Source organism: Prevotella koreensis (genome assembly GCF_003977605.1).
GTDB classification, from domain to species: domain Bacteria; phylum Bacteroidota; class Bacteroidia; order Bacteroidales; family Bacteroidaceae; genus Prevotella; species Prevotella koreensis.
This window is the reverse complement of the sequence record NZ_RYYU01000001.1, coordinates 1,276,075-1,290,510: the sequence shown is the minus strand read 5'-3', so window position 1 is coordinate 1,290,510 and position 14,436 is coordinate 1,276,075. Positions and strand designations below refer to the sequence as shown.

Annotated in this window: 12 protein-coding genes; 10 read left to right on the top strand and 2 right to left on the bottom strand. The window is 47.6% G+C overall.

What is annotated here, in order from left to right; all coding sequences use genetic code 11:
* The first annotated feature begins 109 nt into the window (after positions 1-109).
* From EHV08_RS05530 to EHV08_RS05515, 4 genes are all read left to right on the top strand, one after another.
* Positions 110-1,354, top strand: coding sequence for a glycosyltransferase (locus EHV08_RS05530; protein WP_126678427.1), 1,245 nt, complete (start codon positions 110-112; stop codon positions 1,352-1,354).
* A 9-nt stretch (positions 1,355-1,363) separates the two neighbouring features.
* Positions 1,364-2,167: a glycosyltransferase family 2 protein gene (locus EHV08_RS05525; protein ID WP_126678426.1), complete on the top strand. Its 804-nt coding sequence runs from the start codon at positions 1,364-1,366 to the stop codon at positions 2,165-2,167.
* Positions 2,168-2,504: 337 nt separating this feature from the next.
* A complete protein-coding gene (locus EHV08_RS05520) occupies positions 2,505-4,256 on the top strand; it encodes a phosphoethanolamine transferase (RefSeq protein ID WP_317125822.1) in 1,752 nt (583 codons plus the stop codon).
* Between the two features lie 31 nt (positions 4,257-4,287).
* Positions 4,288-5,358 (top strand): acyltransferase family protein, encoded by a 1,071-nt coding sequence (locus EHV08_RS05515; protein ID WP_126678425.1) that lies wholly within the window; start codon positions 4,288-4,290, stop codon positions 5,356-5,358.
* 17 nt (positions 5,359-5,375) lie between these two features.
* Here the strand turns inward: EHV08_RS05515 and EHV08_RS05510 are convergent, their stop codons facing one another.
* Both EHV08_RS05510 and EHV08_RS05505 read right to left on the bottom strand, forming a co-directional pair.
* A complete protein-coding gene (locus EHV08_RS05510) occupies positions 5,376-7,058 on the bottom strand; it encodes an ABC transporter ATP-binding protein (protein ID WP_126678424.1) in 1,683 nt (560 codons plus the stop codon).
* Between the two features lie 135 nt (positions 7,059-7,193).
* A complete protein-coding gene (locus EHV08_RS05505) occupies positions 7,194-8,093 on the bottom strand; it encodes an NAD kinase (protein WP_126678423.1) in 900 nt (299 codons plus the stop codon).
* Positions 8,094-8,259: 166 nt separating this feature from the next.
* Here EHV08_RS05505 and EHV08_RS05500 point away from each other — a divergent pair, with 166 nt between their 5' ends.
* The 6 genes from EHV08_RS05500 to EHV08_RS05475 all read left to right on the top strand — a co-directional run bounded on the left by EHV08_RS05500 (position 8,260) and on the right by EHV08_RS05475 (position 14,333).
* Complete coding sequence (locus tag EHV08_RS05500) at positions 8,260-8,826, top strand: DJ-1 family glyoxalase III (RefSeq protein WP_126678422.1); 567 nt, start codon at positions 8,260-8,262, stop codon at positions 8,824-8,826.
* Positions 8,827-8,953: 127 nt separating this feature from the next.
* Entirely contained in the window at positions 8,954-9,562 is a 609-nt protein-coding gene (locus tag EHV08_RS05495) for a phosphatase PAP2 family protein (protein WP_238988016.1), read from the top strand.
* Between the two features lie 345 nt (positions 9,563-9,907).
* Positions 9,908-10,786, top strand: a complete 879-nt coding sequence (locus EHV08_RS05490) for a decaprenyl-phosphate phosphoribosyltransferase (protein WP_126678421.1) — start codon at positions 9,908-9,910, stop codon at positions 10,784-10,786.
* A gap of 5 nt (positions 10,787-10,791) precedes the next feature.
* Positions 10,792-11,385, top strand: a complete 594-nt coding sequence (locus tag EHV08_RS05485) for an HAD family hydrolase (protein ID WP_126678420.1) — start codon at positions 10,792-10,794, stop codon at positions 11,383-11,385.
* Positions 11,386-11,431: 46 nt separating this feature from the next.
* Positions 11,432-12,871, top strand: coding sequence for a DUF6080 domain-containing protein (locus EHV08_RS05480; protein WP_126678419.1), 1,440 nt, complete (start codon positions 11,432-11,434; stop codon positions 12,869-12,871).
* Between the two features lie 19 nt (positions 12,872-12,890).
* A complete protein-coding gene (locus EHV08_RS05475) occupies positions 12,891-14,333 on the top strand; it encodes a lipopolysaccharide biosynthesis protein (RefSeq protein WP_126678418.1) in 1,443 nt (480 codons plus the stop codon).
* The last annotated feature ends 103 nt before the right edge of the window (positions 14,334-14,436 follow it).

Genomic DNA, 14,436 nt, shown 5'->3' with positions numbered 1-14,436 from the left:
GTTGTGTGCGAAAACAATAGGCAAAATGCTGTTTTTATTTTGTGTTTACGCAAATAAGGAGTATCTTTGTTGTCTGCTAAAAATGCGCCTGCAAGGGTGGGTTACTGTTATGAAGATATTGATAGTGAACACAAGCGATGTGAGCGGTGGTGCCTCAGTGGCTGCCCGCCGACTTGTCGAGGCTCTCAACAATAACGGTGTTGAGGCGCGAATGCTTGTGCGTGAAAGACTCTCCGATTGTTCTTTCGTGACACTGATGCCCGGAAAATGGCAGCAGAAATGGAATTTTCTTTGGGAGCGGTTGCGTATTTTTACGTCAAATCTTTTCTCTCGGAAGAACCTGTTCACGGTCTCTATTGCCAATACCGGTCAAGACATCACTTGCACAAAGGAGTTTCGTGATGCCGACATAATACATCTGCATTGGATTAATCAGGGTATGCTCTCGCTCCGCAACGTTGAGAAAATTCTGCACAGTGGCAAGCCGGTGGTGTGGACTATGCACGACATGTGGCAACTTACTGCAATCTGTCATTATGCACACGAATGTGACAGGTTCACCGCGCAATGTGGCAAATGTCCTTTCTTGCGCTTCAAGCATGAGACGGATTTGTCGCGAAAGGTGTTCCTTATGAAGCAGAAAATGCTCTCCGGAGCCACCGTGCGCTTTGTTGCCGTCAGCACATGGCTACATCGTGAGGCACAACGGAGTTCGCTGCTTGGCGGTCGTGACATCAGTGTCGTTCCGAATGTGTTGTCCCTGTCACGCTTCCGTCTTTTCCCACGCGATGAGTCACGTCGCATCCTTGGCATCAGTCATAAATATGTAGTGATGTTCGGAGCGGCGCGAATAGATAATGATATTAAAGGTTTTCGTTTTCTTCGCGAGGCGTTTCAGTATATTATTGATAAAGGTTTACTGCCCAAAGAAGATCTCTGTTTGATGCTTTTCGGAGGCATAAAAGATGATTCTTTGCTGCATGATTTTCCCGTACATTATTTATATAATGGTTATGTTAAGGGCGATGACACTCTGTCGATGATGTATTCCGCTGCCAACTGTGTCGTTTCATCGTCGCTTTACGAAACATTCGGGCAGACCCTCATCGAGGCATTGGCATGCGGTTGTCTTCCGGTAACGTTTGACAACAGCGGCCAGACCGACATAGTGCGACATCGCGAGAATGGTTATCTCGCACGGTGGAAAGACCCGAAAAGCCTTGCCGAGGGAATAACATGGGCCGCGCTCGACGGAGTTACCGACCGCATGGAATTGCGCCGTGATGTTATGGAACGCTATTCCGAGAGAGTGGTGGCACGTCAGTATATGGATATTTATAAATCAATGAAGTAGGCCTTGAAGATGATTAAATTCAGCATAATTACCATAACATATAATGCCGAGGCGGTGTTGGAACGCACGCTCGAAAGTGTTGCTGCACAGACTTATCCGGAAATAGAGCATATAATAGTGGATGGAGCGTCAAAGGATAGCACCCTTACCATCGCAGAGGAGTATCGCAGGCAGTCGGACGCAGCCCGCAACGGTCATCATGTTCTTATCAAGTCAGAACCTGATAAAGGCATTTACGATGCCATGAACAAGGGATTGGACTATGCATCGGGCACATATATCGTTTTCATGAATGCCGGAGATTCCTTTGCGTCGCCATCAACGCTCGCCGATATTGTTGAAAAGGCGTGCCTCGACGTTATAGAAAAAGAGGGACGCTCACTGCCGGCGGTGCTTTACGGAGATACCGATATATATGATGCCGATGGTAAATTCCTGTGCCACCGACATCTTTCCGCGCCCGAAAAACTATCGTGGCGCTCGTTCCGCAACGGTATGTTGGTGTGTCATCAGGCTTTCTATGCTCGTACCGATATTGCAAAATGTATCAAATATAACCTGAAATACCGCTATTCGTCAGACGTAAACTGGTGTATATGTGTGATGAAAGAGGCAGAACGCTGTTCTCTGTCAATGACTAATGTGCATCAGGTGGTGGCGCATTATCTGCAAGAAGGACAGACAACAATGCACCGTAAAGCCTCTCTGAAAGAGCGATTTGCTATAATGTGCCGTCATTACGGAATGTTCTCTACATTAATTATGCACCTGCTATTTGTCTTCCGCGCTTTGAAAAGAAAATTCTTCGGTTAAAGAAACAACCCCATTGCTTTCCTGAAAGATGTCCTATTGCTGACCAATTTCGCCGATTTTGCCGACCAATTTCGCCCAATTTGCTGACCAATTTCGCCCAAATTGGTTTTAGTATTAATATCAATGGGGTTGCTTGAAAGGAATGTTTTTCGGGTTAAATGATATTAGATTGGACGTAAATACATTTCTTGAAATTTTGTTATTAGGCAAAGTTGCAGTAATTTTGCGGCTGAAATGGCGATGATAAGGATATTACGTGTTATATCGAGACTGCTTGGCGCGGTGATGATACCCATAAGGAAGAACTTGGTTTTCTTCGTTATGATGTATATTCTCGGTGCAGTGTGTATATGCCGTACTTCCGGAGCGCAGAGGAGCACAGGTATTCGAGTTCTGGTGGCACGAACTGCTGGTGGATATATATGTCGTTTGCGTGGTGCTTTCTTTCATTCCCGAAAAAATAAGACGGTGGGTAAGAACGGCGTTTTATGTTGCGGCATACGCTGTTGCCATTGTCGATGTATATTGTTTTGTGAAGTTCGACTCCACGCTGACCCCTACCATGCTACTGCTTGTTGGCGAGACAAACGGTGGGGAGGCTGCCGAATTCCTGCGTTCCTATATTCAGCCTTCTGTTTTGTTCGGTCGGCTTGGTCGGGTTTTCCTTGTCTTGTTGTTGCATATCACTACGGCGGTGTTGCTGTCTGTATTTAAAGAAAGGAAAGAGAAGATGCTCGGCAGACTGCAACTGCTGTGGCGCGGAATCTGCATAAGGCGTTCGCCACTGTTTTATGTTTATCCTTTGTTGTCGCTGTCGCTTATCGTACTTATGGTCTATTCTTTCACATCATGCATGGAAAACAAGCGGGCAGAATTGCGACTTATGACATTTGAAAGCATCGGTGAGGTGGAACATGAACTCACGGAGAAGACCTGTGCCAATTTATACCAACCGTTATACAGGCTCGTTTTCAGCATATATGCCAACAAACTTGCGTCGCAGCAACTGACAAGGCTTATTAAAGGTATTGATGAGGTTAGTGTAGATAGTTGCGATTTCACCTCGCCGAACATCGTACTTGTTATTGGCGAGAGTTATAACCGTCACCACGCACAACTTTACGGGTATGAAAAAAAGACCACTCCGAGACAGGTGCGACGTGAGCGGAGAGGCGAACTGATAAAGATGAAAGATGCCGTTTCGCCTTGGAATCTGACGAGTTATGTCTTCAAGCATCTCTTCTCAATGTATGCCGTGGGCGATAAGGGCGACTGGTGCGACTATCCGCTTTTCCCGGAACTGTTCCGTCGTGCCGGCTATCATGTTACTTTCATTACCAATCAGTACCTGCCAAAGGCAAAGGAGGCGGTCTATGACTTCAGCGGCGGATTCTTCTTGAACGACGAAACGCTGAGTAAGGAAATGTTCGACACGCGCAATACGCGGCTGTATGCTTTTGATGATGGTGTCGTTTCAGAATATGACAATCTGAAGAAGGCCGATAAAGAACATAACCTCATTATCCTTCACCTTATGGGTCAGCATGTGAGATATGCTTCGCGAGTGTCCGAAAAGCAGAAACATTTCCGTAAGGAAGATTATCAACGTAAGGGTTTCTCAAATAAGGAACGTCAAATTATGGCCGATTATGACAATGCGGTGCTCTATAACGACTCCATAATGGATGAGGTGTTGAAACGATTTGAGGACAAGGATGCCGTGGTGATATACGTACCCGACCACGGAGAAGAATGTTATGGAGGTGATGTGCACTTCTTCGGACGCATGCACAGCACCGAAATAAATGCCCGATTGGCTCGCGAAGAGTTTGATATACCGATGTGGTTCTGGTGTTCGCGGAATTTCAGGAAGAATCATCCTGAAATTGTTAAATCCTTAAATTGCGCAGCGAAGAAACGGTATATGACTGACGCACTGCCCCATTCGCTCCTTTCTTTGGCTGGAATACATACTCGATGGTATCGCTCTCGCCTTGATGTGTTGAGGGAAGAGTATGACGAGAAGCGTCCAAGGTTGCTGAAGCATACCACCGACTATGACAAACTGTGCAAGGAAAGCGGTAAGTGACAGTGGCATTTTTTTGAAACAATAAGCAATAATGGATATAAGAAACAACTGTTTGCGCGGAATAGCGATACTCGGTATCATGCTTCATAACTACTGCCACTGGCTTGGTTTTGCGGTAAAGGAGAACGAGTACACGTTCGATGCGTCCAAGCCAATGCAATTCTGGGAGAAACTTACATCGTTCGATCCGGATATTTTCATACACTTCTTTTCATTCTTAGGACATTACGGTGTGCCGATTTTCCTTTTTGTTAGCGGCTACGGACTCGTTAAGAAGTATGAAGGAGCGGCCGTGGGGGATACTTTTAGTGCTCAGCCTCCAACGCAAAATGCTCTGCACATCCCTTTCATGCGCTATCATTTCCTTAAACTTTTTCGTTTGATGGTGGTGGGATATATTGTTTTTGTGGCGGTATATTTTCTGCGTAATGACGACGGTGGGGTAATATATTCTTTCGACAAGGTGCTTGCACAGTTGGGAATGGTGGTTAATTTTGTTTTCAAGCATCCTGATAAAATTATAAAGCCGGGGCCGTATTGGTATTTCGGTCTTATGCTTCAACTTTACGCTCTTTACATTATATTATATCATCGCAGTCGTTCATGGAAGACGCTCGTTGTCACGGTAGTGGCGTGCTGGGCACTGCAATGGGGGGCTAATGCTGTGGATGAGGGATTGCTTAATTATCTGCGTTACAACTTTTTCGGTGCTGTAATGCCGTTTGCTATGGGCATTGCATACGCCCGATGGGGGCGTGAACTGCCTCGTATGGGCTATTTTGCGTTGGCTTTGGTGTCGTCTTTCGTGGTGCTATACGGTGGTTTTTGGTTTCAAGGGTGGCTATGGGTACCGGCGTTTGTAGTTATCGGTGCCGTCAGTACGGTGCGACTGCTCCCCACCAGGCTGCTCAATGCCTTTGCATGGGTAGGTTCGCTCTCGGCGACAATTTTCGTCACGCACCCCATTGCACGCGAAATCATCATCGGGCATTACCGCCGTAGCGAGATATATTCAGGTCTTGTGATTTATGTCTTTACAGCCTTCGCAATGGCTATGTTGCTGCGCTATTTGTTGAAATATATCCCTAAACCAAAGATTTGATAACTTGTATTCGTGTGTCAGTTTGCCTGTGAAATTCTCTCCATGTGCAAAGTTTGGTCGCAATATTCAACCACTGCCGGACGGTGAGTTATGAAAATTACCGTTTTGTCATGTTTGTCGAGTATGTTTCTCAGTAATTGTCGCTCGGTATCAGGGTCGAGTGCGCTTGTTGCTTCATCGAAAAGCATTATGCTTCCACGGCGAAGCAATGCCCGCGCGATGGCAATTCTCTGAGCCTGTCCTTCGCTGAGTCCCCCTCCACTCTCACTGCACACCGTGTCAAGGCCTTTCGGCAGCGAGAAAACAAAGTCGGCACATGACTGTCGCAAAGCACTATTCATATCTTCTTCTGTCGCTTCCACTCGTCCTAATCGGAGGTTCTCTCTTATCGTTCCGCTCAACAATGTATTCCCCTGCGGCACATACACGAAGTTGCATCTTATCAATGGCGACAGTATGTGCTTATTTCCCTTATTATATATGTATGCGTTGCCGGATGTCGGTCGTATCAATGCAAGAATCATTCGTATAAGAGTAGTCTTTCCGGCACCGGTTTCTCCGAGTATCGCGGTGCATGAACCCGGATAGAAATCGAATGTGAGATTCTTTACAACGTCACGTTCTTCGGTGGTATAAGCATACGAAACATTGTCAAGAAGCACGCCGCAAGCCCCCTTCATCTCTATCGGATTGCCCTGTTCTTCGAGAGGATTTTCTTCTAATTCCATGAGTCGTTCGGCTGCGGTGAACACACTGACGAATGCCGGAACGAGTTTCGTAAGCGAGCGGGCAGGCCCTTGAATCTTGGCCACCAATTGCAGGAAAGCCGTCATTCCACCGAAAGAGAGTGTGTTGTTATACATTCTCAAGGCACTCCAAAGGAATGCGATGAGGTAGCCCAGTGCGAACCCGAAATTAAGTATAAGGTTCGAGAAAACCGAGAATTTGGTACGTTTCACAACGTTCTGGCGCAGTTCGCTTTGTGTGTTCTCCAGTCTGTCCACCATCATCGAGTCGCTCTCGAGTGTCTTTATGAGCATTCTGTTCTGTATTGTCTCTTGCAGAATACTTTGTACTTTAGAGTCGCTGTCTCGCACATTGCGCGTCATTTTCCTCATCCTCTTTATGTAAATCTTGCTTACGAGAATGAATATCGGTAGCATTGCGATAATCAGTATTGCCAGCAACTTGTCCATAGAGAAGAGGTAGAAGAATGCACCTAAGAACATAGCGAGTACCGAAAGCGTGTTGGGAATTGTCTCGGTGAGAAATACCACAACGTTATTTACATCGCCTTCGAGCCTGTTTATCACGTCGCCGCTATGGAAATGCTCCTTGCCATGCCATTCCGAGCGCAGTATTCGGTCGAGCATACGTTGCTGCATACGGTTCTGTGCGCGTATTCCGAGGATATTCCTCACCCAAACACTTGCTATGTGGATAACGAAATCGAAGAGAATCAAGATTCCCATAATGGCCACTGCCAAATATGGTGAGCCTTCAATGCTGTGCGAGGCAACATCGATGGCGTGCTGTACGGCCCACACCTGTGCAAGACTGACACCCACTCCGAGTAGTCCGAGCGAAGCGTTCAACACAGCCTGCAGCCTGTTTCCGCGCCATGCCTGCCACAACCAGCGCATTATATCACGCGCCGGGTAACGATTATCCTCAATCTTCAGCAGTTCCTTTATCCTCATGGTAGTTTCTTATCGATAATTAATAAATGAAAACAGACAAGTGAATAACAGTTCAAAACCGTCCCTCTCTCAACGCTCATCGCTCCGCTCGGCTCCGATAGGAGACGCTTTCGAAGCAAAGCGAAGAAAGAACGTTCAACACTCAACGCTCAACCTATTATCCCTTCCCCACATCATCTTCTCTCTCAATGTAGAGTAATAGTTCCTACCTGTGAGGCGCATGATTTTGATGGAATGAGGTGCTCGGCGGATGTTTATCGTTACGCTTTCGGCGCATTTCTCCGAGCGACCGTCTATTGCAATGAGGAATTTGTGCGACCGACTTTTTACCGAGAGGCTTATCTCTGCATTGTCCGGAATCACTATCGGGCGTACGTTGAGACTATGCGGAGCAACAGGTGTCAGGCAGAGAACGCCCGACATGGGTGCCATTACCGGCCCTCCGCTTGAAAGAGAATAGGCCGTTGAGCCGGTAGGAGTCGATACTATCAGTCCGTCTGCTTGATATGTTGTGAGGAACTCTCCGTTTATTGATGCCGTTATAGAGATCATCGAGGCATTGTCACGCTTCAGAACGGCGATGTCGTTAAGTGCGAACGGACTGCCTGTGATTTTCTTTTTCGCGGTCGTTGCCTCAATCACGGCATGCTCTTCGATGTAGAAATCGTTGTTAAAAATTGCTTCGACGGTATTCTCTATCTCTGCTGCGGTGGTGTCTGCGAGGAATCCTAATCTCCCCGTATTCACTCCGATTATGGGCAGTTCGCGTGCTCCTACGCAGTTGGCAGCCTTAAGTAGGGTACCATCTCCACCCATAGATACCACAAAATCGGCATCCAAGCAATCGGACTCGAACACCTCCACGCCGTTTAGTTCAAGTCTGCTGCCGAGTGAAAGATACCTGTGATACTCTTTTTCAATGCTCACTTTTCCGCCACGGCGTGCCACACAATCAAGGAAATCGCCTACCGCCACACTGCTTTTTGGCTGATAGGTGCTGCCGAAGAGTGCAAATCGAAACTGTCGTTGTTGCATATTTTCTGTTGTCTTTTTAAACTTTCGCGGTCATCCTTTTGCCGTGTTGCAATTTTTTTGTATCTTTGCGGTTGGTTATTCCGCCACGGCGTGCGGTTGCCAACTACTTGCAAAGGTAGTGGTTTTTAATTGAAATAAGATAATTCTGACAGTAAAATTGATTCTTATGGCAAAAGTTTTTCAGTTTATGGCAAATGGTTTCGAGGATATCGAGGCTCTTATCCCTGTTGACGTGTTGCGTCGCGGAGGTGTTGATATAAAGACAGTCAGCATAACAGACACAGATGTCGTGGAGTCGGCACATGGCGTGAAGATGCACGCTGATCTCACTTTCAAGGAGGCCGAGTCGATGTTGGATGAGGCCGACCTGCTGATGTTGCCGGGCGGTATGCCCGGGGCGACAAACCTTAACGAGCACGAAGGACTGAAAGCGGCTCTTCTCAGACAAGCAGAGAAGGGAAAGATGATTTCCGCAATCTGTGCCGCACCGTTGGTTCTTGGTGGTCTCGGATTGCTTCGCGGACGGCGTGCCACCTGCTATCCGGGTTTCGAACAGACCCTGACAGGTGCGGAATACACCGCCGAACTCTTCACTATTGACGGAAATATAACCACCGGTGAAGGCCCAGCCGCAGCCCTTCCATACGCATACTCGTTGCTCGAACAACTCACCGATAGTGCCACTTCGCTTGCCGTGGCAGATGGCATGCGCTATATACATCTTATGGAATAGTTTTGATTGCCAGACGAATTCGCATATCAATGACGTGAAGGTTATTGCTCGCCCGGTTTTTTACAAGAGGGTATTCATAATCGAACACGTTTTTGATGGAGTTGTGTTGTTGATTTTATAATCGTTTATGAAGAAATTCTTTTCTATATTGCTGTTGCTCATGGTGTTTTTGCCATGCGTTGCTCAAGAGCCGGCAGCAATAGACATTACATCCGTAACGGATGCTAATGCCAAACCTTTTCATGGTGATGGGATTGATGATGTATTGGAATATACACCCTTCGCCGCCGTTATTGCGCTGAAAGCATTCGGCGTGGAGAGTAAAAGCGAGTGGGGTAGGTTGGCTGTAAATACCGCCGCCTCGTTCGTGTTCACTGCCGGCACTTGCTATGCTATGAAGCACACGATACATAATATGCGCCCCGACCGTACCGACAATCACTCTTTTCCATCAGGACACGCTGCCTTTGCATTTGCCGGAGCAACTCTGATGGCAAAGGAGTATGGGCACGTGTCGCCGTGGATTACCGTCGGAGGATATGCCGTTGCCACTTTTACTGCTGTTGACAGGGTGCGCCGTAACCGGCATAATTGGGGCGATGTCGTTGTCGGTGCAGCCGTCGGAGTTGCTGCTGCTGAGGCCGGTTACTATCTTGGTGGTCTGATATTGCCCGGCCATAAGAATTATTCTTTGTCGGTTTCGCCAGTAGGAATGAATTTGGTGGTGAAACTTTAGGACGTATTGGCAATGTCATACGCGTCACGTTGGCTTCTGTGCCGGTAGGCATTTGTGGGTACGTTGTCGCTTGAGATTTACCTCATACGCCTATATTTCCTTATTGTATATGTTCGGAAACACGGCCTTGGTCATCTGCTCACGCTGCTCTTCACCATTACCGTGTAGCTTATACTTGCTTTCATATTGCATCATGTCATTGCATTTCTCACCCGTTTCCTGCCAAGGTGATGCATCGTAAGCCTGCTATGCACTACTAAACCACCTCGAAAACCACTTTTTTACGTCTTATTTTGCCTTATTGTAACAAAAAAATGTATCTTTGCACAGAATTAAATAACGCGTATGAAGGAAATCCTCCTGCTCATAAGGCCGAAGCAATGGCTGAAGAATGTGTTTGTGTTGCTGCCCGTTTTCTTTGGCGGAGCACTTGCCGACAGCAATATTCTGCTGCAGGCTTTAGCCACATTCGCGGCTTATAGTTTCGTTGCTTCATCGGTATATTGCTTCAACGACATCATTGATGTAGAGGCCGATAGGCAGCACTCCACGAAGTGTCGCCGTCCCATAGCGTCAGGCCGCATCTCAATAACCAAGGCCTATCTGCTCATGGCATTTATGCTTGTCGTTGGAATGGCGATGATGGTGTTTGTCGGAGATAGTTGGTATAAGGTAGCATTGGTACTGACGGGCTATTATATGCTCAATCTTTTCTATTGTGTCCGCCTGAAACATTATGCCGTGATAGACGTTTGCGTGGTGGCTTTCGGATTCGTATTGCGTCTGCTTGCAGGCAGTCTTGCCACGGGTATTCCGCTCAGCAAGTGGATAGTGATGATGACTTTCCTGCTCACCCTCTTCCTTTCGTTCGCCAAGCGGCGCGATGATGTGGTAAGAATGGAACAGACCGGCATAGCACCGCGCAAGAACACCAGTCGCTATAACCTCACTTTCATCAACCAAGCCATAACCATACTTGCCTCGGTGACGATTGTGTGCTATATAATGTACACCGTTTCACCGGAGGTGGTGGCTCGCACCGGCAGTCAGTATATTTATCTTACCACGGTATTCGTGTTGCTCGGACTGTTACGATACATCCAGATAACCGTCGTTGATAAACGCAGCGAAGACCCGACGAAGATAATATTCACCGACCGATTCTTACAACTTGTGGTGCTGGCATGGGCTGTGATGTTCTTCATCACAATATATGTACTCTGAGGATTATGGAGATTTGTGCTTTCGACTTCGACGGAACGCTGACCAAAGGCGACTCACTGCTCGGCATGATACGTCACCGCTGCGGTTTTCTTGGGCTCTTCGGAGTGCTCCTTCTGCACGCTCCGCTGTTGCTGATGATGAAGGTCGGGCTTTATCATAATTGGAAAGTGAAGCAGAAAGTGTTCCGTATGTGCTTCGGCGGAATGACACTCGCAGCCTTCGACGACCTTTGTCGCGACTATGCCGAAACACACATGGGCATGATGAAAGTCGATGGAATGCGGTGCATTGACGATGCCCTGCAACGCGGAAGCAAGGTTGTAATTATCAGTGCGAGCATAGACAACTGGGTGCGACCGTTCTTTCGCCACCGTGATGGCATAGAGATAGCCGGCACAAAGGTTGAGGTGGTCGGCGGAAAACTCACCGGACGCTTCCTGACAGCCAACTGCTACGGCCAAGAGAAAGTGTCGCGTCTGCTGCAACTCTATCCCGACCGCGATACCTATAAACTCGTGGCCTACGGCGATAGTCGTGGCGACAAGGAACTGCTGGCATTCGCCGACGAGGGATATTACAAGGTGTTCTGCGGGAAGTAACAACGATTCTGAAGCCATAAAAGTAGGAAAGAAAATATAAACGACAATGAAGAAATATCTGAGAATGTTGAAAATAAAGAAAGAGGAGATGCCGCTCGTTGGCATACTCGTCCTCCTTTTCACCACGCTCAACACCCTTGTGGTGCGCCGTTTCTGGTCTCAGTTCTCTCCGTTGAACAAAGAATATTGGGACTTGTTTATTCAGAAGTTCGACATTTCGGGCTTCGACCCCATCACCTATTCCGTGCTTTCTAATTGGGACACGCGCTATCAGGTCTATCGCCATCCGTTGCTTGCTTTCTTTGCGTGGCTCCCCTCGCAACTCAATCAGTGGCTGATGAGCGTTCTGGGCATGAATCCTGTGCAGATAATAGTGGCAGTAGGCCTTGTTATATGCCTTGTGTATAGTGCCGTATTCTTGTTCCGCATCTTCCGTGAGATAATCGAACTGAAACCTTTCGACTCCACATTGCTGTCGATTCTGGTATTCTCTTTTGCCTATATAACACTCGCTTACATCTGCCCCGACCACTTCGCACTGTCGATGATGTGTCTTGTCATCACGCTATATGTTGCTGGAAAGAAGATGAAAGGGGGTCGGGAGTTCAAGATATGGCAGACCATCTTGCTGTTCATCATTACCGCCGGAATCACGCTAAGCAACGGACTGAAAACTTACATCGCCGCTTTTTTTACAAAGAAATGGCGTTTCTTCCGACCCACATACTTTCTTCTTGCGGTGGTATTACCTACCGTTGCGATATGGTTTTTTGCCAAGTGGGAGTTCCGGTACTATGTTTTCCCACGCATGCAGAAACGCAATCAAATCAAAGCAATAAATGCTGCGAATGCCGAGCGAAAGGCATATCGGATGTTCTGCGACACCACCTCGATAAACGACACTGTGCGTCGGCGTGCCGTATTTGACTCAATTCAGGCTGTGAAAGAAAAAGAACGGAAGGAAAAAGAAGCCAAAAAACCAATTTTTGCACACTCCGGCAAACCTATGGGTAACGGTGCTTTCACCCAATGGACAGACATTTCCACGTCGCGTTGGGACTCCGGCGTGGAGAATCTTTTCGGCGAATCGATGCAGTTGCACAGGCAACATCTGCTCGAAGACACCCTGCGCAAGCGTCCGGTTATAATTCGTTATGACAGTGTGCTGAACTATATCGTGGAAGTCTTGACCATACTTCTTTTCGTCATCGGAATATGGTGCGGCCGGCGTAGCAAGTTCCTATGGCTGTGTCTTGCCTTTGTTGTTCCGGACATCGCCATTCATTTAGGTCTGGGATTCGGCCTCAACGAGGTGTATATCATGTCGGCTCATTGGCTTTTCGTGTTCCCCGTGATACTCGGTTTCGCTTTCAAAACGATGCAGGGGCGCTATCTCATGTCGCTGCGTGTCATCACTGCGTTGCTGACGGTCTATCTCTTCGTTTATAACCTTTGGCTTTTGGTCGGTTTTCTTATATCCGGCTGAATAATATTATAGTTTGTTTATGGAGTCACTGAAAGAGAAAACCGCAAAAGGATTGTTCTGGGGAGCGATGAACAACACTGTGCAACAGTTGTTTGGATTTGCTTTCGGCATCGTAACTCTGCGCCTGTTGTCACCGCAAGACAACGGTATGATGGCCATTATAGCAGTTTTCTCACAGGTCGCTACGGTGCTTCAAGACAGTGGTTTTCGCTCGGCATTGGTTAATATAAAAGAGCCCTCCCACCGCGATTACAACGCTGTTTTCTGGTTCAATATCATCGTTGCGGTGATTATGTATTTCGTGTTGTTTTTCACAGCACCTCTCATAGCAGACTATTATCATACTCCCGAACTTACATGGTTCAGTCGTTACGCATTCCTTAGCATAATCCTTGCGGGCTTTAACACGGCTCAGTCGGCTTGGCTTTTCAAGAATCTGCGTGCAAAACAGCAGGCCAAGGCGGCCATGACAGCGGTGTTGTTATCGGGCATAGTGTGCATTGTTATGGCGTGGCAGGGTTATGCCTACTGGTCGCTTGCCACACAGGGACTCGTGTTCATCGGTGTATATATGCTCATGAACTGGCACTACAGTCCGTGGCGACCATCGTTAAGTTTCGATTTCAGACCGATACGCAGCATGTTTCGTTTCTCCGTGAAGATGCTCCTGACCACCATTGTGGAGCGCGTCAATGTCAATATAATGAACATTCTGCTGGGTCGTTATTTCTCCAAGCATGATGTCGGCATTTATAACACGGCCTACAACTGGAGTCAGAAAGGCTCGTCGCTCGTGCAGGGTATGGTGGCACAGGTGGCGCAACCGGTGTTCTCCGACCTCCAAGACGACCGTGAGAGACAGTTGCGCGTGCTCCGTAAGATGATGCGTTTTGCCGCTTTCGTGTCGTTTCCGCTCATGTTCGGTCTGTCGCTCGTGGCAGAAGAGTTCATCGTTGTCGCCATAACGGCAAAGTGGTTGGGCAGTGCCATGTTGTTGCGTGTGCTCTCCATTGCCGCCGCTTTCAGTCCGTTGAGCACCGTTCTTTCGCAATATATTGTCAGTCGTGGGCGCAGTGGCATCTATCTTGCCTGCACTGCGGCACTCTGTGTCATGCTTGTCGGCATGATGATAGGGCTTCATTCTCGCGGCATCGAAGTCATGGTATGGGCATATACCGTTCTTTTCGTTCTTTGGTTCTTCGTGTGGCATTTCTTTGCGAGTCGTCTTTCGGGCTATAGCCTGTTTGATATGCTTGCCGATACCATGCCCTTCCTTCTTGCCGCCCTACTTGTAATGCTACTCACGGGCTGGACTACGGCATCGGTCGGGACACTATGGCTTCGTCTTGTGTTGCGCATAATCATCTCCGCCTCCCTCTATTTCGCCCTAATGAAACTGCTTCGTGTGAAGATGCTCGACGAGTGTATAGAGTTTGTAAAACGCAAGATAGGACGAAAATAAAGATTAATATGCCTACAAAGCAAATAAAAGATGTCATGAAGCGATAGAGTGAATATGAGATGGAGAAATAGCACTCTAATAGCCAATTAGGGCTAAAGACATT

Bases quoted from the DNA above. Each gene is read 5' to 3' on its own strand.
- EHV08_RS05510 (WP_126678424.1), bottom strand. From the start codon at position 7,058: ATGAGGATAAAGGAACTGCTGAAGATTGAGGATAATCGTTACCCGGCG.
- EHV08_RS05505 (WP_126678423.1), bottom strand. From the start codon at position 8,093: ATGCAACAACGACAGTTTCGATTTGCACTCTTCGGCAGCACCTATCAG.
- EHV08_RS05515 (WP_126678425.1), top strand. From the start codon at position 4,288: ATGGATATAAGAAACAACTGTTTGCGCGGAATAGCGATACTCGGTATC.
- EHV08_RS05530 (WP_126678427.1), top strand. From the start codon at position 110: ATGAAGATATTGATAGTGAACACAAGCGATGTGAGCGGTGGTGCCTCA.
- EHV08_RS05525 (WP_126678426.1), top strand. From the start codon at position 1,364: ATGATTAAATTCAGCATAATTACCATAACATATAATGCCGAGGCGGTG.
- EHV08_RS05490 (WP_126678421.1), top strand. From the start codon at position 9,908: ATGAAGGAAATCCTCCTGCTCATAAGGCCGAAGCAATGGCTGAAGAAT.
- EHV08_RS05495 (WP_238988016.1), top strand. From the start codon at position 8,954: ATGAAGAAATTCTTTTCTATATTGCTGTTGCTCATGGTGTTTTTGCCA.
- EHV08_RS05485 (WP_126678420.1), top strand. From the start codon at position 10,792: ATGGAGATTTGTGCTTTCGACTTCGACGGAACGCTGACCAAAGGCGAC.
- EHV08_RS05475 (WP_126678418.1), top strand. From the start codon at position 12,891: ATGGAGTCACTGAAAGAGAAAACCGCAAAAGGATTGTTCTGGGGAGCG.
- EHV08_RS05480 (WP_126678419.1), top strand. From the start codon at position 11,432: ATGAAGAAATATCTGAGAATGTTGAAAATAAAGAAAGAGGAGATGCCG.
- EHV08_RS05500 (WP_126678422.1), top strand. From the start codon at position 8,260: ATGGCAAAAGTTTTTCAGTTTATGGCAAATGGTTTCGAGGATATCGAG.